19 protein-coding genes are annotated in these 20830 nt (G+C 49.4%); 5 read left to right on the forward strand and 14 right to left on the reverse strand.

All coding sequences use genetic code 11. The annotated features are described in order from the left end of the window. Positions 1–6 precede the first annotated feature (6 nt). The 8 genes from GVJ32_RS08365 to GVJ32_RS08400 all read right to left on the reverse strand — a co-directional run bounded on the left by GVJ32_RS08365 (position 7) and on the right by GVJ32_RS08400 (position 7274). Positions 7–1341 (reverse strand): efflux RND transporter periplasmic adaptor subunit, encoded by a 1335-nt coding sequence (locus tag GVJ32_RS08365; protein ID WP_159239601.1) that lies wholly within the window; start codon positions 1339–1341, stop codon positions 7–9. 281 nt (positions 1342–1622) lie between these two features. After that, complete coding sequence (locus tag GVJ32_RS08370; protein WP_159239602.1) at positions 1623–3140, reverse strand: flavodoxin domain-containing protein; 1518 nt, start codon at positions 3138–3140, stop codon at positions 1623–1625. Positions 3141–3200: 60 nt separating this feature from the next. Then, positions 3201–4025, reverse strand: coding sequence for a DUF4198 domain-containing protein (locus tag GVJ32_RS08375; RefSeq protein ID WP_235035088.1), 825 nt, complete (start codon positions 4023–4025; stop codon positions 3201–3203). Between the two features lie 68 nt (positions 4026–4093). Further along, positions 4094–4600: a DUF2271 domain-containing protein gene (locus GVJ32_RS08380; RefSeq protein WP_159239603.1), complete on the reverse strand. Its 507-nt coding sequence runs from the start codon at positions 4598–4600 to the stop codon at positions 4094–4096. A 69-nt stretch (positions 4601–4669) separates the two neighbouring features. Beyond that, positions 4670–5290: a PepSY-associated TM helix domain-containing protein gene (locus tag GVJ32_RS08385; protein WP_159239604.1), complete on the reverse strand. Its 621-nt coding sequence runs from the start codon at positions 5288–5290 to the stop codon at positions 4670–4672. Between the two features lie 55 nt (positions 5291–5345). Next, complete coding sequence (locus GVJ32_RS08390; protein ID WP_159239605.1) at positions 5346–5762, reverse strand: ExbD/TolR family protein; 417 nt, start codon at positions 5760–5762, stop codon at positions 5346–5348. A gap of 1 nt (position 5763) precedes the next feature. Further along, positions 5764–6498 (reverse strand): MotA/TolQ/ExbB proton channel family protein, encoded by a 735-nt coding sequence (locus GVJ32_RS08395; RefSeq protein WP_159239606.1) that lies wholly within the window; start codon positions 6496–6498, stop codon positions 5764–5766. A 77-nt stretch (positions 6499–6575) separates the two neighbouring features. Further along, positions 6576–7274 (reverse strand): energy transducer TonB, encoded by a 699-nt coding sequence (locus tag GVJ32_RS08400; RefSeq protein ID WP_235035089.1) that lies wholly within the window; start codon positions 7272–7274, stop codon positions 6576–6578. Positions 7275–7965: 691 nt separating this feature from the next. Here GVJ32_RS08400 and GVJ32_RS08405 point away from each other — a divergent pair. From GVJ32_RS08405 to GVJ32_RS08415, 3 genes are all read left to right on the forward strand, one after another. After that, the gene (locus tag GVJ32_RS08405; RefSeq protein ID WP_159239607.1) at positions 7966–9552 is read left to right on the forward strand and encodes an alkaline phosphatase; all 1587 of its coding nucleotides are present in this window, start codon (positions 7966–7968) and stop codon (positions 9550–9552) included. 11 nt (positions 9553–9563) lie between these two features. Continuing rightward, complete coding sequence (locus tag GVJ32_RS08410) at positions 9564–11210, forward strand: alkaline phosphatase (RefSeq protein WP_159239608.1); 1647 nt, start codon at positions 9564–9566, stop codon at positions 11208–11210. 95 nt (positions 11211–11305) lie between these two features. Further along, complete coding sequence (locus GVJ32_RS08415; protein ID WP_159239609.1) at positions 11306–12076, forward strand: hypothetical protein; 771 nt, start codon at positions 11306–11308, stop codon at positions 12074–12076. Between the two features lie 127 nt (positions 12077–12203). On the opposite strand, the gene GVJ32_RS08420 is transcribed toward GVJ32_RS08415, so the two are convergent. The 4 genes from GVJ32_RS08420 to GVJ32_RS08435 form a co-directional block, all read right to left on the reverse strand. Beyond that, a complete protein-coding gene (locus GVJ32_RS08420; RefSeq protein WP_159239610.1) occupies positions 12204–12860 on the reverse strand; it encodes a class I SAM-dependent methyltransferase in 657 nt (218 codons plus the stop codon). Positions 12861–13162: 302 nt separating this feature from the next. Next, a complete protein-coding gene (efp, locus tag GVJ32_RS08425; protein WP_159239611.1) occupies positions 13163–13735 on the reverse strand; it encodes an elongation factor P in 573 nt (190 codons plus the stop codon). A gap of 52 nt (positions 13736–13787) precedes the next feature. Continuing rightward, entirely contained in the window at positions 13788–14930 is a 1143-nt protein-coding gene (gene earP, locus GVJ32_RS08430; RefSeq protein WP_159239612.1) for an elongation factor P maturation arginine rhamnosyltransferase EarP, read from the reverse strand. A 158-nt stretch (positions 14931–15088) separates the two neighbouring features. Continuing rightward, positions 15089–15898, reverse strand: a complete 810-nt coding sequence (locus GVJ32_RS08435) for an enoyl-CoA hydratase/isomerase family protein (protein ID WP_159239613.1) — start codon at positions 15896–15898, stop codon at positions 15089–15091. A 418-nt stretch (positions 15899–16316) separates the two neighbouring features. On the opposite strand from GVJ32_RS08435, the gene GVJ32_RS08440 reads away from it, so the two are divergent. Both GVJ32_RS08440 and GVJ32_RS08445 read left to right on the forward strand, forming a co-directional pair. After that, positions 16317–18467 carry a TonB-dependent receptor gene (locus GVJ32_RS08440; RefSeq protein ID WP_159239614.1) on the forward strand — a complete coding sequence of 717 codons (2151 nt, stop codon included), beginning with the start codon at positions 16317–16319 and terminating at the stop codon, positions 18465–18467. Positions 18468–18549: 82 nt separating this feature from the next. After that, complete coding sequence (locus tag GVJ32_RS08445; RefSeq protein ID WP_159239615.1) at positions 18550–19230, forward strand: Fe2+-dependent dioxygenase; 681 nt, start codon at positions 18550–18552, stop codon at positions 19228–19230. 28 nt (positions 19231–19258) lie between these two features. On the opposite strand, the gene GVJ32_RS08450 is transcribed toward GVJ32_RS08445, so the two are convergent. Then, positions 19259–19735: a DUF1456 family protein gene (locus GVJ32_RS08450; RefSeq protein WP_159239616.1), complete on the reverse strand. Its 477-nt coding sequence runs from the start codon at positions 19733–19735 to the stop codon at positions 19259–19261. A 25-nt stretch (positions 19736–19760) separates the two neighbouring features. Continuing rightward, on the reverse strand, positions 19761–20696 hold the full coding sequence (ylqF, locus tag GVJ32_RS08455) for a ribosome biogenesis GTPase YlqF (protein WP_159239617.1): 936 nt from the start codon (positions 20694–20696) through the stop codon (positions 19761–19763). Between the last annotated feature and the right edge of the window lie 134 nt (positions 20697–20830).

Genomic DNA, 20830 nt, shown 5'->3' on the forward strand with positions numbered 1-20830 from the left:
TCGCGCCTAATTATTACGTGGAGTGGGAGTACTAGCGTCGCGATTCGAACGCTGGCCACCGGCACCATCTTGGCCCTTGCCTGCGCCGTCGCGCATTGGCATACCCTGCCGCTGACCGCCTTCACCGCGCTCCGCATTTTTTCCTTCACGGGGCCGCTGCCCCTGTGCTGAGTCAGCACCTACTATCGGCACATCGCCTTCGACAATGACCTGACGACCATCGCGTAAACGATCTAAGCCTTCTAGTACCACTCGGTCACCGGGCTTCAAGCCCTCAGTAATAGCAACTCGATCACTGTCGACAATACCCGTCGTCACCTGACGAATAAACGCCTTACTGTCTTCCACCACATAAACATAGCTGCCTTGAGAACCATGCTGAACTGCATCGGCGGGAACCGTTAATACATCGTCAATACTATTTAAGCGAAGACGCACATTCACAAATTGATTCGGAAATAATTCATTGTCCGTATTGTCAAACACCGCCCGCACTCGCAAGGTGCCCGTGGTGGTATCAATCTGATTATCTAAAGTCGCGAGTTTGCCGGTGGCAATTACAGTTTGCTCATTGCGATTTAAGGCCTCGACCCGCAACGATTTGTCACCGTTAAAGGCTTTTACCAATGCGGGGACTTCGACCTCAGGCACGGTGAACATCACCGCGATAGGCTTGGTTTGAGTAATGGTCACAATGCCGTCACTATCGTTGGCAGCGATTAAATTACCGGCATCTACACGGCGCAAACCTAAACGACCGGAGATCGGCGCTTCAATACGTGTCCAAGACAGCTGCAAGCGCGCGTCGTCAACTTGGGCCTGCTGACTTTTATTGGCACCCTTTAATTCCCGCACTAGCGCCGCCTGACTGTCTAACTGTTGACGAGCAATAGAGTCTTCAGCGTAAAGCCCTTGATACAGATTTAAATCAACTTCCGCATTGGCAAGCTGCGCTTGGTTCTGCTGTAGCTGACCTTGTGCTTGTTCTAGCTGTGCCCGGTAGGGAGCAGGATCAACCTCTGCCAACAAATCGCCCTTGTTAACCTCTGTCCCTTCTGTGAAGGTGATTTTATTAAGCACACCCCCTACCCGACTGCGGACAATAACGGTATTCAGCGGCGTAACCGTACCAATAGAACGAACCTGCACATCAAGGCCACCCATTTCAACAGGAACCACCTTCACCGAGGAGGTTTGACCACCCCAGCCACGCCGCATCATTGGTTCTGGTGCTGGCGGCGTGCGGCCCAACAAATACCAAATACCGACAACAAAGAGCAGCAATATCACAACCCAAATGACAGCCTTGCGAGAACTACTTAAACGCGGGGAATTATTCATTTATAAAAAACCATTGCGGGCGCTTCAGCGCAAAATCGACATTCATCGCTGAGCAGTGAAAAAAGTATTACTGATTAAACACAGCAAGGGGAAAAACCCCTCGTTTTAAACGCAAAAAATTATGCTGAGTATACCCTCAAACCACCCTACGGGTATTTCAGCCAACATATTTGGGGGGCAGTGTAAAAACTCAGATTGGAACGCTCGGTACTCGAATGTATGCAAAGAACCGATATTCACACTGGCCTCTACGTAAGGAGTTTTTACACTGACCCAAAATATTAGTATACGTCGCGGCGGTATAGGCCAGCGTCGCTTAAGGCGTCAACAAGGCTGTCGCCCAATATGGCGCGAAGTTGCTGGTCTACTGCGCTCGCCATGCCTTCGCGACTTCCGCAGACGTATATTGCAGCCCCTGTCGCCACCCATGCTTTTATTGATTCGGCATTTACCAAAATGGCATCTTGTACATAGGCGGGCTGATTGGGGTCCCGCGAGAAGGTCAAATCAATACGCGGCAAATATCCGCTATTTTGCCAGTCCGCAATTTCTTCTTTAAATAGGCGATCCGCGTCGGGGCTGCGTTCGCCAAACAGCAGCCAGTTGTCATGACGGGCATTCAAGTTACGGGCCTGCATATGCCCACGCAATCCGGCAAATCCCGATCCATTGCCAATTAAAATCATTGGTATATTCGACGCCGGCGCATGAAATAGTGGATTGCTGCGCAAGCGCAGCATAACGGTGTCGGCAATTGCGAGGTGCACACCCAGCCAGTTCGACGCCACACCCGGCACGCCATCAGTGCACTGCACTCTTACCAGTAAATCAAGGCATCCACTTTGCGGTATCGACGCAATTGAATATTCTCGCTTGGCCAATAAAGGAAATTCATTAAGCCACGCAGTAATAGCTTTTACGTTATTGCCATCTGGCGCCGCAATGTTTTTAGCTGTTAAATCCCTGCGAGCAAGTTCTTCGAGTAGGCTACGAGATTCACCTTCTATCGATAACACCACGCTGCCATCGAGTTGATGCTGGGCGGCAAACTCCGCACAACGCTTTGCGCTGTTGCGCGGAATAATTTCTGCGATATCCCCCGCTTGCCACTGATCATTTTCTTGCAAAGAAGAAAATCGTAAATGAAGCAATGGCTCACCTAAGCTGCCCTGATTAAGCACTTGACGAGATTCCAAACGCCAAGCTTGATAGTCAGCCTCGACAGCCCTCGGCATTTGCGAAGGAATATCTGCACCGAAAGTTTGCAGCTGTCGATACCAGCGCTGCATGACGTCTGCCTTTGCAGTGTCGTCGTTTCCGTCAAGCTCTAAAGGTGCAAACGCCGGCTCAGCACCATGGCCAGACAAACCCGCATGCAGCTTGTGACCAAAAGCGCAAAAATGTTGGTAGGCGCTGTCACCCAGCGCCAATACCGCAAATTTTAAATGAGAAAACTGCGAAGAATCGCTATTTAGGTAGCGCCTTGCAAAGCGATTGCCATTATCCGGTGGCTCACCCTCACCATAGGTACTGGCAATAAAAAACGCGTGCTTTGTACTCGCCAAGACCTCGTCGTTCACTCGGTCTAGCGGCAGCACCCGCACCGGCCCAGCGGCCTGTAATGCGTTTGCGCTTTGTTGGGCCAAGCCGAGGGCAATGCCGCTTTGGCTGGCATAAGCCACCAGCACAGAGGCCGCGGACTGGTTTTCTGCATTGGCAGGAAATTGCACACCGCCACTATTGCGGCGGCGAAATTGCCATAGGCAATACACCCATAGCAATGCGTACAAACTTGACACCGCCACAACCAGCAGTGATCGCTCCCAAAGGGCCACGATAAACTAGCGCGCAGTTAAAACTTACTGTGGCAACACTTCCAATGTTGCTGAATAACTACCTTGACGTGTTGTCGCTGGCTTCGCGGCCTTATCGTCTTGGTATTCAGCTTCTAGCCAGTAGCGTCCCGCTGATGGCCACTCAACGCTGACCACACCTTTCTTGTCGCTAACAACTTTAATTTCATTTGGGCTGTTGCGGTAACGCGAGCCGTCGGGAATAACCGTAACTTCAACACCGACTGCAGGCTTGCCATCGATCATAAAACGGAATTGGGCTTTTTCACCGGAGAACAAATCATTGGGGTGAGTAATGGGCTGCATTTCCAAGCCTTCGTTCTGCAATTCAAATACCGTTTTACTAGGCTGACCGGCAGTAACGAAGGTTTCCATACGACGCGATGACTGACTTACCTGCAATTTTTTTGCATTTTTGGGTACAGCTTTTTCAAACTCACCGGGTGCTGGTGTTTCACCACGGCCAGGCCAAAAGCCGCGTTTGCCATCTTCCGTTTCCCAGCGCGCGCGAAGCCCACTGCTGGCACTGAATACTTTATATGTACCTTCTTTACTCAACTCTAAATCAAAGCTGCTACGGTATTTTCCGGTATGCTGGTTTTGCATTTCTACTTCTTTACCATCTGGGCCAATAGCCTTCATGCCGTTCAAACGCATAGGAGCATGGTCGGTGTAAAAAATATCGTTAGACACAGCAGCGTCAAAGGTTACCCAGGCATTCTCGCCAGACAATACTGTGGCGGCGGGTAAAACCCATGCACGGTGAGCATTGGCCACTAGGGGCAGCGACATAGCTAATAAAGCAATAAGTGGTAATTTCGTTTTCATCATTTTCATTCCCAATCATGTTTCGTGTATGTGAATACGCAGCAAGCGTTGCAATAAAAATCTGCGAATACTTACGGAGTCAGCTGTAGTGCAATTTTTCCTAACTCGGTTTTGCCTTGAACTTCCAAGAGCTGACTAGATTTAGCCGGCCACTCAAATGGGATTTGCAATAATTCGCGACCACCAACTTCACGGGCGGCCTCAACATATAATTTGTAACTACCCGCTGCTAAATTCTTCAGATTTTTTGTATCTACGATGTGCACACCCGGTTGCTGAGTCGCACCGGTAATACCATCCACCGGCATATCTAAGCTCCGGCCGCTGCGGCGCCACCACTGGCGCATATCTTTCAGCCACTGTTCACCTTTCTCACCGCTCTTATCAAGCTGATACCATACGACCAAATTAGTAACGTCGCCGCTATCCTTGTTCTGAACCCACATTGCAACATAGGGACGGTGATACTCAGCCACATCAATACGCGGTAACTCTACAGAAAGCGCCAAGTCCCCTGCCTGTGCAGCGCCAATACACGCAAAGCCCAGCAAGGTCATCGCCGTCATTTTCTTGATCATCAAATTTCCCTTCCTTTTTAAGGCCTAATGTCAGCGAAATGTTTAATAAGTTTCACCCCGAGAAGACAGTTAATGGACAAATAAAATAATTAATATCAGCGGTATCACTAAGCCCAAACCAACCATTGGCCAGGTGCTAGGCCGACTGCCGGCATGACGCTGCAATAGCAGTAAGCCAGACACGCAAAACACCACACAGGCAATTGCAAATACATCGATGAACCAGCTCCAAGCCGTACCGGTATCACGCCCTTTATGAAGGTCGTTTAAATACGCAATCCAGCCCCGTGTCGTGCGCTCATATAAAATATCGCCACCGGCTAAATCAATACTCAGCCATGCATCACCACCCGGCCTTGGCAGCGCGACATACACTTCCTCGTCGCTCCACTCGCCCCGTGCCGAGGCGGGAATATAAATACTCAACTCGTGCTCTAACCATGCCCGCAATTCTTTACTCAACTGGGCTTTCTCGCTGTCGGGCACAATCACCGCATCTAACACAGACGGCGGTAAAACACTTTCTATTGAGGTCACTACCGGCGTGGCTGGAATTATTGCAGCGTGATTAAGGGTAATACCTGTGGCCGCAAACATGAGCATTCCCACTAGGCAAACCGCCGAGCTGATCCAATGCCATTGACGCAGGGAGCCAAGATGCCAGTGCGCAGGAATAATTTTTAGCGCCATAAATTAGGCTTCCAATACGTCACTCTAATTCCGCAATCGCGAATCATCACTGGGCTTAATTCTCTGGCTCGGTAACAAAGCCGAGTTTTAAAATTCCCGATCGTTGCACTGCCGCCATCACTTTTAATACATGCTCGTAGCTGGCACTGCGGTCACCGCGAATATGCACTTCTGGCTGAACTGGGCTCGCCGCCGCGGCGATTAAACGCTGTTCCAGCGCCTCCATTGTCATTTCAGTTTTATCCCAATGAATTATTCCCTCGGCGGTAATCGACAGAGTTACCGCATCAGGTTTGATATCGTTGGGAGTATTGTCAGCGCGGGGCAAATCCACTTTTACCGAGTTGGTTATGACGGGCACGGTAATAATAAAAATAATCAGCAATACCAACATAACGTCTACCAGCGGCGTCATATTGATCTCGCTCATTACCTCGCTGCTGTCATCGTCCAAGCCGCCACCAAATGCCATATCACACTCCCTCGCGCTTTTGCTGCGCCTTGGCTAAGCTGCTAACAACATCGCCGCTGCGATTTGCGGGCGCCGCGCCGGTAATGAGGTAGGCGTGTAGCTGGTGCGCAAAACGATTTAACTTACTGATGATGGCCTTATTGCCACGGGCCAAGGTGTTGTATGCCAATACCGCAGGAATCGCGACCGCCAAACCAAAGGCGGTCATGATTAAGGCCTCGCCAACTGGCCCCGCCACTTTATCGATACCCGCTTGGCCAGACACACCAATGTTTACCAAGGCGTGGTAAATACCCCACACGGTGCCAAATAAGCCTATGAATGGTGCGGTTGAGCCAACCGATGCCAACACCGCGAGTCCACGCTGAAGATTTTCTGAGCTTTCGTCGATTGAGCCTTTTAAGCAGGCGGTTAGCCATTCGGCCAAAGGCAAATGCCCATGCAGATCGGCTTTGTGATTTACATGGTGATCCAAGCCAGACTGCCCTTCTTCGGCAAGGTTGCGGAAAGGGTTGTTTTGCTGATTGCCCAGCATGTGCAGGCCCTCAGCAAAACTTTGCGCATGCCAAAAATCAATCAAGGCGCGTACAGGTTTACGCAGGCGATACAAGCGCCATGAACGAATCACAATCACGTACCAAGATGCGATGGACATCGCCAGTAGCATTACCGCCACAACCTTGATGACCATATCGCCCTGTGTCCACAAGGCCTCTACGCCATAGGGGTTTTCCATAAAACTACATCCTCAAATTCAGTTGTGCCGACTGCAACCGCAGCGTCGTAAAAAATAAAGATCTAACATTCTCGCCACTATTGGTTCAATGAGAATTCCAGCGGTTGTAAATACCAGTATGGAATGGGCTCATCTCCGCGTTTAGCAGGTAAATAGCGCCAGCGTTTCACCGCCTTCATCGCCGTCTTATCCAATCGCTCAAAGCCGCTGGACTGTTTAATTCTCACCTCACCCACTGTGCCATTCGGCAAAATGAGTAATTCCAATACCACGATGCCCTCTTCCTTTAAGCGCCGAGAAATACTCGGATACGCAGGCGCCGGATTGTTTAAGGGGTTGGCGTCATGACGCGGCGGCGTAATCGGCGCACCCAAGGTCTTGTTGTCATTTTCCGAAACCCGTGCCTGCTTCTGCGCGGGAGGCGGCGGTGCCGGTTGCTCTTCTGCCTGCTCTTCGCGGCTAATCGCCTTTTCCGATGGTGGCGCTTTAGGTGGCGGCGGCAGTTTCGGTTTCGGCTTGGGCTTAGGTTTTGGCAGCGGCTTGGGTTTGGGCTTTGGTTTAGGCGGCTCCGGCGTTTTTTCTGGCGGAGGCGTTTTTCTCTCACTCGGTAATTGCACCGCCTCGGCCGGTGGCGCGGGGATCAGCACCCCCTGAATACTGGGCATTACCACCTGCTTGTGCTCCGGCGATGGGATATACACCACCGCTGCGATAGCGCCACCATGTATGGCGAGCACTAATAAAAGCCCCCACCAAGAGTCGTATGCCGACTTCACTGCGCGACTCTCTCGATAATCCAGCCGCCATTTTTCAGACAACCGTGTTTGCTGCCAGCATTTCCTACTCGCACTGTCGCCGAACCGTAGCTCTCCGCGTTGTATCGCGTTACCGCAGCCTTCATTTTGTCGCTTAAATTCCGTGATATGTGTTTAAGATCACCACCCTAGTCCATCAACCCGGTGAGCCAGCACTGTGTCCTGCCTATTTGCTTAGCGCAGCTTTCTTAAGCGCGCAGGAATTAACTAGCAATATACAGCCGCGCAAGAATACTATTAATGAGAATGATTATCAAAGGTAAAGTGAGAATATATTTAGTTACTATTTCTAGTTGGGTGAGAAATACCCACGCATTTGTTTGGGCAACGTTAGCGCTCGCCCCCGATACCGGCTGCGCCAAAACCACCTACCGTCGCAAGTTTCTATAAATCCCCGATTTCGATTTCAAAGGTGAACGGGAACAATCGCACAAGTCCACCGCCCCCTTTCCACCGATGTCGGCCCGTCACGCACCACTGTCATCATTTCGTCTAAAAACTTCTATATAAACGCAATCAAACTGTAAACCTTTCGCCCTAGTCTCTTAACCACTCATTGGTATTAGAGCCCTGCTCAATACCACCGCTCACAGCTACAGCCATGCCATACCGACAAAAGGAAATTTCAAATTTCCAGACTAGGAGCCTTCACATGCGTATAAGAACCGCCATTTTGTCAGGGGTATTGCCCATCGCAATTGCGTCGCACGCCGCCGCTGTGGTAATGCCCGCACATCAGACCAGCAACCCCTGGTATACCGACGCCGCCACTAGCACAAACGCTAAAGCCGCTGCGACCACACCCAATAAAGCAAAAAACGTCATCCTCTTTGTAGGTGACGGCATGGGGGTGTCTACGTTAACCGCCGCACGCATCCTCCAAGGTCAGCAAAAGGGTAATCAAGGCGAGGAAGGTCTTTTAAGCTTTGAAACCTTTCCTCATACCGCCTTAGTAAAAACCTATAATGTGGACGCGCAAACACCTGATTCAGCCGGTACCATGATCGCGATGATGTCTGGAGTAAAAAGTGATGCCGGCGTGCTTGGCGTCTCAGAAAACATCGAGCGCGGTGATTGCAGTACGGTTAGCGGCAATGAATTAATCACCGCCATTGAGCTTGCCGAATTAAAAGGCATGTCGACGGGGATAATTTCTACCGCACGTATCACCCACGCTACCCCGGCGGCAGCCTATGCAAAATCCGCTGACCGCGACTGGGAAGACGATGGCGACTTGCCAGACGATGCCAAAGCCGCAGGCTGCGAAGATATTGCATCGCAACTAATCAATTTTGAACCCAACCTAGAAGCCCGCATTGAAGGCGCAGACGTCGATGGCTTAGACGTAGTAATGGGTGGCGGTCGTCGCAGCTTTTTGCCCAAAGATGCCGCGTTTAACAGCGACGACGCGGTAAGTAGTGTTGAGGGCGATCGCACTGACAACCGCGATCTCACCGCGGAGTGGAAAGCACGCTACCCAAACGGCGACTATGTGTTTGATCAAAGTAGTTTTGACGGCGTAAATGCCAACACCGCCACCAAACTATTTGGCCTGTTTAACGAGTCACATATGCAGTACGAGGCTGACCGTGGCAATGACGTTGCCGGCGAGCCATCGCTGACTGAAATGACCACAAAGGCCATCGACATTTTAGACAACAATAGCAAAGGCTATATATTAGTTGTGGAGTCGGGTCGTATCGATCACGGTCATCACGCCGGTAGTGCTTACAGCGCACTCACCGATGCGATTGAATTGTCTAATGCAGTAAAAGCCGCCGCCGACGCCACCAGCGCAGACGACACCTTAATTCTGGTCACCGCCGATCACAGCCATGTATTCACCATTGCCGGTTACCCTAAACGCGGTAATCCGATTCTGGGTAAGGTGGTTAACGTAGGTGAAACAACGCCAACTACCGCCGCCGATGGCATGCCTTACACCACTGTCGGCTACACCAATGGCCTTGGCTTTCACGACCTTGGCAACGCCACCGATGGCGACGCGGTATATTCTGAAGGCGTTCAAGCAGGACGAGCGGATCTTGCCAGTGTCGACACAGAATCATCAGGCTTTCACCAAGAAGCATTAGTACCACTGGATTCTGAAACCCATGCCGGCGAAGATATCAGCCTTCACGCCCGCGGCCCTGGCTCACAATTTGTGCGCGGCGTTGTCGAGCAGAACCTAGTTTTCCACTTGATCAATCAAGCACTTGATCTGCTGGCCAGCGAATAAGGAGAGTGACCATGAAATATTTTAAAGTAGCAATTTTAAGCGCGGCCGTAGCAGGCCTCGCAGCCTGCGGCGGCGACAATGACAAAAAGAGCAGCTCAAACAACAATAGTAACGCTGCCATTATTGAAAATACCCGCAGCAATGCGTGGTATAGCGACGCAGAAGCAAAAATAGCCGCCACCACCCAAGCCAACCTCAATCGCGGCGCGGCAAAAAACGTCATCCTTTTTGTCGGTGACGGCATGGGTATTTCTACCGTGACCGCCGCCCGTATTCTTGCTGGCCAGCTTAAGGGGCAATCAGGCGAAGAAAACAATCTAAGCTTCGACCTTTTCCCCTACACCGGCTTAGCAAAAACCTATAACGTCGATGCGCAAACGCCAGATTCAGCCGGCACTATGACGGCACTCATCTCCGGCGTAAAAACCGACGTTGGTGTGATTGGCGTGAATGAAAATATTGTTCGCGGCGACTGCACAACCGTTGCAGGCAATGAATTAGTTACCGCCCTTGAACTCGCAGAAATTGCCGGCAAGTCCACCGGCATACTGTCTACCGCCCGCATCACCCACGCCACCCCCGCAGCGACTTATGCAAAATCTGCTGACCGCGACTGGGAAGACGATGGCGACATGCCCGCCGCAGCAATAAGCGCTGGCTGTGAAGACATCGCATCGCAGCTCATTAACTTTGAGCCTAATTTAGAAGCCCGCATTAATGGCGTCGATGTAGATGGTATCGAAGTCGTCATGGGCGGCGGTCGTCGCAGCTTTTTACCTAAAGACGTGGCATTTAACAGCCCAGACGCCGTCAGCAGCGTTGAAGGTGATCGCACCGACAGTCGCGACCTAACCGCTGAGTGGAAAACACGCTACCCCAGTGGCAATTACATTTTTGACCAAACTAGTTTTGACGCCATCGATACCGAAAGCACAAGCAAGGTACTCGGCTTATTCAATGAATCACATATGCAATACGAAGCCGACCGTGGCAACGACGTTGCCGGCGAACCCTCGCTAAGTGAGATGACGGAAAAAGCAATCAAGATCTTAGACAATAACGACAATGGCTATTTCTTGATGGTTGAATCTGGCCGTATTGACCACGCTCATCACGCTGGCAACGCCTACAATGCGCTAAACGACGCAGTAGAATTATCGGAAGCTGTCGCCAAGGCCGTTGAACTTAGCAATAGCGATGACACGCTCATTATCGTCACCGCCGACCACAGCCATGTTTTCACTATTGCTGGCTATCCTAAACGCGGCAACCCCATCCTCGGCAAAGTCGTCGGTATTGGCTCTAACAGCCCATCGCTGGCCGCCGATGGCACACCCTATACGACATTGGGCTACACCAACGGCTTGGGCTTCCGCGATCTTGGCAATGAAACCGACGCTGACGAAGCCTACAACCAAGCAATTGACGCTGGCCGCAAAGACCTGTCGCAAATTAATACTCAAGCTCCGGGCTTCCATCAAGAGGCATTAATTCCTCTCGGTTCAGAAACCCATGCGGGCGAAGACGTTGGCGTATATGCATCCGGCCCTGGCGCCGCATTGGTTAGCGGCACTAACGAGCAAAACATGGTCTTTCACGTAATGAATTACGCAGCAGACCTTGTGAACAAAGCCAATAGCAAGCAAGTGGCCCCTTGATTAAATAATAAAAACTTTTAGACCATCATGACGCTGGTTCACGCCAGCGTCTTTATTTTAAAAAGTGACAAACTGACATTCGCAAGGATTTCCCCGTGACGTTCGCAACACGCTTTAAGCCTATTCTTAATCGTCCCAAAGCAGCGATGCTTTTCATTGGCGCCTTGATCATCGCACTGCCCACACACGCTGAAGAGTGCAACCCCAACACCCCTATCAGCGCCCACTACCAAGTCACCAGTCGCAATACTGCACAGACAGAAAAAACCACCACTAAACAACTGATATTATGGCGCCAGAAAAACAGTGTGGCCGAGCAATTTCCAGCCAAGGGAATTACAGAAATATGGGAACGCAACCACAGCAATAGCATAAAACTGAATCGCTATTTCGACGCCTATCAACGCGGCATAGAATATTCACCAAGCGAAGTGAAAGATGTAAACGGCGACGATGACTGGAGCATGAAAACCCAACTTGTCGCCGATTCGCTGTTACAGAAAATGAGTTTAAGCAATCGCGAAGGCAGCGGCTGTGAACGCGAAGAAAGCTATTTATTAGCCGAAAAAAATTACACTGCCACCCTAGTTTGGCTGCCTGCTTATCGCCTAGTAAAGTCCTATCACATGCAAAGTGGATCGCGGGAACAAGAGTGGACACTAAACAAAAAGACGACGGACAAGAACAGCATTAATCATTTTTTTAAACAATATTCAGATTATAAAACTACTGACTACGCCGACATTGGCGACAGCGAATCAGATCCCTTTTTACGAAAAATGATCCGACTAGGATTTATTGAACACGGCAGCTCAGGCATGTATGACACCCAGGGCAATGATATTGGTGGCTCGCATCAACACTAAGCAAACGGTTCAAAACTTTAGCATAACGTCACGAACGGCAAAAACCAGCGCAAAATCAAATAGCACCAAGGATGGCGCGTATTAGGGGGCAATACAGGGACAGTAGCTATGCCGAGGCCTAGGATCCTTAGTTAAGCCGAAAATAATGCAGTACTTGCCCCTTAAACTCTTCCGTCAAAAAGCCGCTAGTTTCGGGCTTATGCTGACTATGGGAGTAACCCAAGGTCACCATCTTTTTACTAAACGCTGCATGATTTAATCTACCGGGATCAACCAATATCACCTCGCATTGCGGTTTAGCGTGGCGTTCAATAAATTCTGACAACAAGGCAATATGCTCACGCTCATATAAAATATCGGAGCCAATAATGACGTCAAACTCGCCTAGCCCATCACTAAGATCATTCCACCCTGTACGCAAAAACGGAATTTTCATCCCACTATTCAAACGCACATTTTCTATCAAAAAATTACCCGCTTCAGGATGAATATCGGTGGCAGTAATATCAGCATGTCGTGCATTAAGTAATAAACTGGTCAGCGCCAAACCGCAGCCGACTTCTAAAATACGCTTCCCCTCAACGGCAAAAGTCGCCATTTCATTTGCCAGTACCGCGCTAGAATCCCACACCACGCCAAACAGCGACCATTGCGCAGAGGAAATCCCCAACGCCTCGGCCTCACCCAAAGTATCTGAAAACTGCTGATTATCGCGAAGACTACGGACGTGAATATCAAACCCTTGAACATCAATGGTTTGGTAACGAAGACGAACAGCTTCCACAACATACTCCCAAACGGCTGACGTAAGCCGCGAACTAAGGTAGTTCGCAACACGCACACCTGCACTATAGACGTATACACACGCCACGTCGCGCCAATGCCGATACTGGGGGTTTATCATTAATGAAAGAGCTAGGAAATTTGGCACACAAGGATGTAACAATCCGGTCAAAAACACCTACTCATGGCAGTAAGCCCTAGCAAGTCATATGTGGTTTTCGCCAAAGCTATAAATTGAGAGCCTAAAAAAACCCAACCCTATGTTTGCACACAGCGGCCGGGTTGTTTTATTCGCAGGTCCGCTTAAACGGGGGCTTTAGCGCGCGATTTATACTCGCCAGTGCGGGTGTCAATTTCTATCCAATCGTCAATTTCACAGAAATCGGCAACTTTGATTTCAGTGCCGTTGCTCAATTTGGCTGGCTTCATGACTTTACCCGAGGTGTCGCCGCGAGCCGAGCCTTCGGTATAAGTGATCTGACGAACAACCATGGTCGGTAGATCGACAGAAATTACTTTGCCCTCAAAGAATACGGCTTCGCAAATATCACTCATGCCATCAACAATGTAAGGTAATACGCTTTCGATATCTTCTTCGTTTAGTTCGTACTGATTGTATTCTTCGTCCATGAATACATATATAGACTCAGCAACGTACGAGTAGGTTACCGCAATGCGTTCAAGGATAACGGGTTCTACTTTATCGTCGGTTTTATACACGGTTTCCGTCGTAGAACCACTCAATAGGTTCTTCAACTTCATTTTAACAATGGCACTGTTACGGCCAGATTTCGTAAATTCTGCTTTCTGAACCATCCAAGGCTGGCCGTCGATCAGAATCACACTATTGGGCTTCATTTCTTGTGCTGTTTTCATAGGTTTATCCGAATGGAGATTGATATAAGCCAGCAATTTTTTTGGCTGCGTATCATACCCAATTCTGGTAAAACTGCACTAGCGATTCTGCAAGATTATTTTGCCCCTCTAAATACGCAGCCCAATCCTCTGAGTGCCCCACCAGATCGGCCCCTCCGACGAATAGCCGATCTTTCATATCTGCCGGCAATACACCCGTATTCCAGGCCAGCCACGAGCTAATCGTGGCGGTCTTTGCGCCTGCACTTAAACCTTCGTTGTAGCAACGCAAAAATGCATCTAACTTAACAAAGTGGGCACCTTCTTGCTGAGGATAGATATGCCATAAAAATGGACGCGCTGCCCACTGAGCGCGAACGAAGGAGTCTTCCCCCCTAACCACATTAAAATCGCAGCTCCACAACAATAAATCGTAGTCCGGCTGGCTCAAAAAAGGGATGAACTGTATGCACACACTACCCCGTTGATAACGCTCGCCCAGCTCAAACGCCTCCCGCCCCAGCCATCGACAAACATCTCCGACAACCCTCCCCACTGGCACCAAAAAATGATAACGTCGCTGACCTTCGCATATCGCATCAAGCCATTGCGTCAGAGCGGGGTTTTCATAACAAAACAAAGAAACCAAGGTGCTGTCAGCAATCTCATCCACACCAATCGTACTGAGAAACTGTGCTTTAGCACGGTCATTTTGCTGGAACGCACTCCGTCGCTGCAACAAGTTCGTTTCGCGAAGCAATCCGCCGGTGTTAGTGCTAAAACCAGGGAAGAAAAAATACTTCTGCAGTCCATTTTGCTGTAGCGACGGCAGGCCATGACAGCCCGCCACCCAATCTTCGGCACTTAAATATTCTAAGTTTAGCCACAGAGGAGGGACTGATCGCGCAGCCATTGCTGCAAGATACTTTAGAGGCAGCTGACAGCCAAAGGCCTCGACCACCACGTCGGCGGGTACAACCTCCCGCCACTCCGGCGACCAATAATGAACCCAAACGCGGCCAATCTGCCGCGGGGCGTAACTGGAAATTCCAGTTGGGGATATCCCACTCAGGCGCGCCAAGGTTTCAGGGTCGTCGACCCAAAGCCGCACCTCAGCGTCATACTCTTCTGCCAATTGCCGCGCCAAGCGCCAACACACGCCCGCATCGCCATAATTATCAATAACATGGCAAAATATGTCCCAACTTGTACGCATGAATGCCCGCAATGAATAAAAACACGGTTGAATGAAATAGTTGAATTACGCAGTGTAAGCGGCCGCCGGCTTTCGCAGAGCGACTAATACTAACGCTAGAAGATGGATATTAAAAAGTGGGATTTGGTGATCCCACTTTTTACGGCTGGCTGCTGCTCTTATCTTGCAAGGTTTACACGGGGAAGTACGGGCTCCCGCTTTTCTAAAAATGCCGCCAAGGCTTCGCGGTGTTCTTCACTATTGCGACAGCGTTGGAAGTTTTTAATTTCCTCTGCGATATAGCTCTCGCAACTCATTTCCTCGGCGTTTTTCAAATTGCTTTTAATACATCCCAGCGCATTTGTCGGCCCATCGGCTAAGCGCGTTGCCAAGCTCTCCACTTCGCCACACAGGGCATCCACCTCACAGACTTTACTTAACAAGCCATTTTTAAAGGCTTCATCTGCGCTATAAGTTGGACAAAGCAAACAGAATTCCCGCGCTTTACCCGCGCCCATCCATTTACTTAGAAAATACGCGGCGGCGAAATCACCAGACAGGCCTATTTTAGTATGGGCGTATCCTAGGGTGGCCGTCGTGTCAGCTAGACGAAAATCGCAGGCCAAGGCCAAGGACAAGCCGCCACCAACAGCGGGGCCACGGATCATCGCAATGGTCGGTTTGGGCATCTCATGTAATAACATGGCGGCCTCGGCCCCCACTCGTAATAAGACTTCGGTAGAATATTTACGGGTGTGCTCGAGACCTAGCGCCAAATTTTTGATATCTGCGCCCGAACAAAATGCGTCCCCAGCACCCTCTATCACCACCGCCCCGACCGAGTCATCTTGCGCGGCGTCTCGTATGTAGTGGTATAAAGAGGTCACCATCTCTTCATTTATCGCGTTCTTTGAGGCGGGGCGACTTAAAATAACGTGCAATATTCTACCCTGACGACGGGTGTGAACAGGGCCAATCTCATTAATCATTATTTTTATCCTATTAACTGCTAAAGAAGGCGCATCCTTGCTTTGTGCAAAGCACCTTGTTCCTAGCTTTTCTGCCAGTCATGCCTACAAAATACGGGACAATATCGCGAAAAACAATCGATAAAACACGAGCTTTTGAGGTAAGGGCCACACTAAACAATAAAGTGTCGGCTCACGACCTTAAAGCACCAAAAATGAGCTCACATTCCTTCCATACCACTTCTTTACCAGCAAAAAATGCCCACCAACTGTGCTCCTTTAGGTAAGCACCAAATAAAACACTAATCTAAATACAAACTATTTGTATTTGATATTCATTCTCATTACTATATGTCCGACTTCAGGCTTCACCTAAATTATATATCCGCAGCCGCACAAAAAGTGGCCGCACTAGAGACTTATCCAGGAGATACTTAACGTGACCGACCTACACCAAGTAAACCGACCGCAACGTAAATTACTCGCGCAAGCGATTGGCTTTGCAATAGCTAGTACTGCATTGCCAGCGCTAGCGGCAGAAGAAGCACAGCAAACTCTACCTGCAGTAAAAGTTGAATCTACCGTCATCTCTCCTTATAAAGCAGAAAAAGCCTCATCCCCCCAGTACACCCAAAAGCTGGCCGACACGCCAAAAACCATCACCGTTGTACCTGAGCAAATACTGCGCGACCAAGCCGTGACCAGCCTTCGCGATGCACTGCGTAATGTTTCTGGTATCACCATGCAAGCAGGTGAAGGCGGCGCAGCAGCTGGTGACAACCTGAGTATTCGCGGCTTTGACGCGACCAACGACCTCTATGTAGACGGTGTTCGTGATATTGGCGCGTACAGCCGCGACACCTTCAACCTTGAGCAATTAGAAGTTACCAAAGGCCCATCATCAACTGTTAGCGGCCGTGGTTCAGCGGGTGGTTCGGTTAACTTAGTAAGCAAGACTGCAAAATTTGAAGAGTTTAAACGCGGCACCATCATGGTCGGCAACGAAGACCAACTGCGCGCCACAGCAGATATCAATGCGACATTGACGAGCAACTTAGCCGGCCGCATCAACCTCATGACACAAGACAGTGGCGTACCTGGCCGTGACGTGACTAAAAACAAAGGCAGCGCCTTTGCCGGCGCCTTAACCTACTTATTGTCAGATAAAACAACTTTGTCCGGTGGCATTACCTATCTAGACCAAGACAACACCCCCGACGGCGGCGTGCCATTACTCACTAACGCCAACGGCCAGCGCTACCTAGACGAATCTACCGCAGAAAATTACTACGGTGTTGAAAACCGCGATTTCGACGAAAACGAAATCACCACATTCAAATTTGCCGTTGAACACAACTTTAGCGAGACCTTAAGCCTGCGCAACCAGACGTTTATCGGCACCACCGAAACCTCTGCCGCCTTCACCCGTCCCAGCTTTGACTCAGCTACCGGTGAAGTCCGCCGCGGCGGTGTAAAAAGTCGCGACGAAGACCGTGACATTCTCTCTAATCAGACAAGCCTGCGCAGCGACTTTACCAGCGGTGGAATTCAACACAATCTCGTCACAGGCTTTGATGTCACCCAAGAGGAATACACCTACTACGAGTTGCTGAACACCGACGACAACCCAGCCAATGTTGACCTATACAACCCCGTAACTAACGATCCTTACAACGGCTCTATTACCCGCACGGGCGGAAAGCGCAAAGGGACCTACGACGCACTTTCTTTCTTTGTAAGTGACACCCTTACCTTTACACCTCAGTGGTTGCTCACTGTAGGTATGCGTGTTGAAGATTACGATCAAGATTACACACAGGATTATTCATCCACCAACCGCGACGGCAGCATCACCTCACCGTACACCTATAAATCTAGCGACACCTTAGTAAGCTGGAACGCCGCCATTACCTATAAACCCGTTGAAAACGGCAGTATTTATTTTGGTATCGGCAATGCGCAAACGCCTCTGGGCAGCAACCTAACACTGTCATCGGATGAACAAAACCTAGATGCTGAAGAAGATCAAATCTTAGAACTCGGCACCAAGTGGGAACTGTTCGATGCCAAGGTTCTTGCCAATGCAGCACTATTCCGCTCGGTTAAAACCAACGCAGCGACCAACGACGTCGACAACGACGACGCGCTAGTACTCGACGGTGAGCAAGTAGTACAAGGCATAGAACTAGGCATTAACGGCACCATCACATCAAAGTGGGCGATCATCGCCAACTACACCTATACCGATAGCGAAATCAAAGATTCTGGCGATCCAGCAGAAGTTGGCGTGGTTATTTTCAATACGCCTGACCACAGCGCCAGCCTATGGACTACCTACCAAATTGATCGCGCATGGCAAGTGGGTGGTGGTCTGCAGTACATTGGCGAATACGAGAATGGTGACACGACTGAGCTAGATGCAACCACCTTACTTAACGCGACCGCGTCGTTCCAAGCGACTGATAACGTTAAGCTTCAGCTAAATGCCAACAACTTAACTGATGAAAAATATCTGTTAAAACCCCGTGGTAGCCGTGGCGTGCCCGGACCTGGTACCGGCGTTACACTTACCGCAAGTCTGGAGTTCTAATTCCTAACACGCAATAATGTAAGTGTCAGGGAAAAATCACCGCCCCGCCTATGCGGGGCGTTTTCGTTAAAGGTTTAAAAACATGCTCGTTAAAATACCCGCTCTTCTCAGTAAAACAGAGGTCGCGCACTGCCGCAGTATTATGGAAGCCGCAGAATGGGTAGATGGCAAGGTGACCGCGGGATACCAATCAGCAAAGAATAAAAACAATATTCAGTTAGCAGAAAATTCCAATGCGGCAAACCAGCTTGGCGACATTATTTTAGCCGCGCTCGCCAAAAACAATTTATTCATGTCTGCTGCACTACCGCTAAAAATCTTTCCCCCCTTGTTTAATTGCTACCAAGGCGGCCATTCCTTTGGCGTACACGTCGACAATGCTATTCGGCAGGTAAAGGGTACGGCGGTTAAAGTACGAACCGATCTATCGATGACACTGTTTTTCTCAGAGCCAGAAGAATACGACGGCGGAGAATTGGTGATTGAAGATACCTACGGCACACAGAGCATCAAACTCGCTGCGGGCGATATGATTTTATACCCGTCAACCAGCTTACACCGAGTCACACCCGTTACCGAAGGCAGGCGTCTAGCCTCCTTTTTTTGGCTGCAAAGTATGGTCGCCAGCGACGAAAAACGCAGCTTGTTATACGACATGGATATGAGCATTCAGAATCTAAGCCAGGGCAATGAAGACCACCCTGCGATTATTCAGCTCACTGGGGTTTACCACAATTTATTACGGCAGTGGGCGCAAACCTAATTAGCTTATGCACCCACCCAGAGTAATACTAAGATTCGTCGTCGCTAGTATTGCGATATTTTAACTGTAAACCCTTTAAAAAATTTCGCAAAATCTGATCTTTACAGTCTCGATAATGCTTGTGATCTGGCTTGCGAAAGAAAGCGCTTAACTCGTGCTTACTAATTTTAAAGTCAGCCAATTCTAAAATAGCCATGACATCTTCAGCCTTAAGACTTAATGCGATTTTTAATTTCATAAAAATCATATTATTCGTCAATCGTTTTTCAACTGCGGGCTTCGGGCCATCTTTGGCGCCACGCATATCGACAATTAGACCGTTCAAAAATGCCGCCAGCAGCAAATCACTGCAATCTTCGTAGCCCTCATCACCTTCTTTCTTTAACCACGCACTCACTTCTTCTCTAGAAACATGGTGATCTGCCAAACCGTAAATCGCCATCATTTTTGCATCATTAAAATCAAAGATGTAACGCACTCGGCGCAACACATCGTTATTTACCATTGTTGATTCCTATTACGGTTTTATATCAATCGTCAGAGCGGCGAGAGCCTTCTTTAAAACGACGTTTACGCGCCTGATTCTCTTCTTCTTTCTTAGCTTTAGCTTCAGCAACCGCGAGATTTTCTCGCTCAATCATCGCCGGTGTTTCAAGACTAATACGGCCCAATGTACCAGCACGTAATTCATTAATTAATACTTCGCAAATTTTATGAAGGTTTATACGCCCTCCCGCACTTAAGGCTCCGCGACGCAGCGCGGCAGCCTCTAAAAATGCCAATTCAGTGTTTGGAATACTATCGAGTTGGTAGCGCGCTTGCAGTAATTCAGGGTAGGCCTTAATTAAATAATCGGCGGCGTAAAAGCCAACATCGTCATATTCCATGGCAGTATTTTTAATCGCGCCAGTTACTGCAAGGCGGTAGCTACTGTTGGGGTTTTCAATTTTGGGCCACAAAATACCAGGGGTGTCGAACAACACAATGCCGCTACCCAAATTAATACGCTGCTGACTTTTTGTAACTGCCGGTTCATTGCCGGTCTTGGCGATAATACGATCCGCCAAAATATTAATTAAGGTCGATTTTCCCACATTAGGAATACCGACAATCATGGTATTAATGGTTTTTAAACTGGCGTCTTTGGCGGGAAACATTTTGCGGCACAGCTCAATGAGCTGTTTGATTTTAGTCGGGTCGTCAGTGGTGGTGGTAAATGACTTAACGCCGCGATCTCTTTCTAGGTATTGCTGCCACTCTGCAGTCACTTTAGGGTCGGCCAAATCAGCCTTGCTCAGCACCTTGATACAGGGCTTATCGCCACGCAATTTTGCGATGGCAGGATTCTCACTGGAGTTGGGAATACGTGCGTCCAAGACCTCAATCAGCAGATCAACCTGAGGTAAGACCTCGGCTATCGCCTTTTGGGCTTTGTGCATATGCCCTGGATACCACTGAATCGCCATCAACTACGCCTTATCGATCAAAGGCGCTATTGTACGTTAAGCAGACCGACTTTGGGTAAACTCAGCTCGATTCACTCAGAAATCGACTCGCTATGAACACATACGCTAATAATACGACGCAGATGAAAGCGTCA

Source organism: Zhongshania aliphaticivorans (assembly GCF_902705855.1).
Taxonomy (GTDB): Bacteria; Pseudomonadota; Gammaproteobacteria; order Pseudomonadales; family Spongiibacteraceae; genus Spongiibacter; species Spongiibacter aliphaticivorans_B.

Bases quoted from the DNA above. Each gene is read 5' to 3' on its own strand.
- GVJ32_RS08375 (WP_235035088.1), bottom strand. From the start codon at position 4,025: ATGATGAAAACGAAATTACCACTTATTGCTTTATTAGCTATGTCGCTG.
- GVJ32_RS08450 (WP_159239616.1), bottom strand. From the start codon at position 19,735: ATGGTAAATAACGATGTGTTGCGCCGAGTGCGTTACATCTTTGATTTT.
- GVJ32_RS08395 (WP_159239606.1), bottom strand. From the start codon at position 6,498: ATGGAAAACCCCTATGGCGTAGAGGCCTTGTGGACACAGGGCGATATG.
- GVJ32_RS08445 (WP_159239615.1), top strand. From the start codon at position 18,550: ATGCTCGTTAAAATACCCGCTCTTCTCAGTAAAACAGAGGTCGCGCAC.
- efp (WP_159239611.1), bottom strand. From the start codon at position 13,735: ATGAAAACAGCACAAGAAATGAAGCCCAATAGTGTGATTCTGATCGAC.
- GVJ32_RS08435 (WP_159239613.1), bottom strand. From the start codon at position 15,898: ATGATTAATGAGATTGGCCCTGTTCACACCCGTCGTCAGGGTAGAATA.
- GVJ32_RS08410 (WP_159239608.1), top strand. From the start codon at position 9,564: ATGAAATATTTTAAAGTAGCAATTTTAAGCGCGGCCGTAGCAGGCCTC.
- GVJ32_RS08365 (WP_159239601.1), bottom strand. From the start codon at position 1,341: ATGAATAATTCCCCGCGTTTAAGTAGTTCTCGCAAGGCTGTCATTTGG.
- earP (WP_159239612.1), bottom strand. From the start codon at position 14,930: ATGCGTACAAGTTGGGACATATTTTGCCATGTTATTGATAATTATGGC.
- GVJ32_RS08405 (WP_159239607.1), top strand. From the start codon at position 7,966: ATGCGTATAAGAACCGCCATTTTGTCAGGGGTATTGCCCATCGCAATT.
- GVJ32_RS08385 (WP_159239604.1), bottom strand. From the start codon at position 5,290: ATGGCGCTAAAAATTATTCCTGCGCACTGGCATCTTGGCTCCCTGCGT.
- GVJ32_RS08390 (WP_159239605.1), bottom strand. From the start codon at position 5,762: ATGGCATTTGGTGGCGGCTTGGACGATGACAGCAGCGAGGTAATGAGC.
- GVJ32_RS08380 (WP_159239603.1), bottom strand. From the start codon at position 4,600: ATGATCAAGAAAATGACGGCGATGACCTTGCTGGGCTTTGCGTGTATT.
- ylqF (WP_159239617.1), bottom strand. From the start codon at position 20,696: ATGGCGATTCAGTGGTATCCAGGGCATATGCACAAAGCCCAAAAGGCG.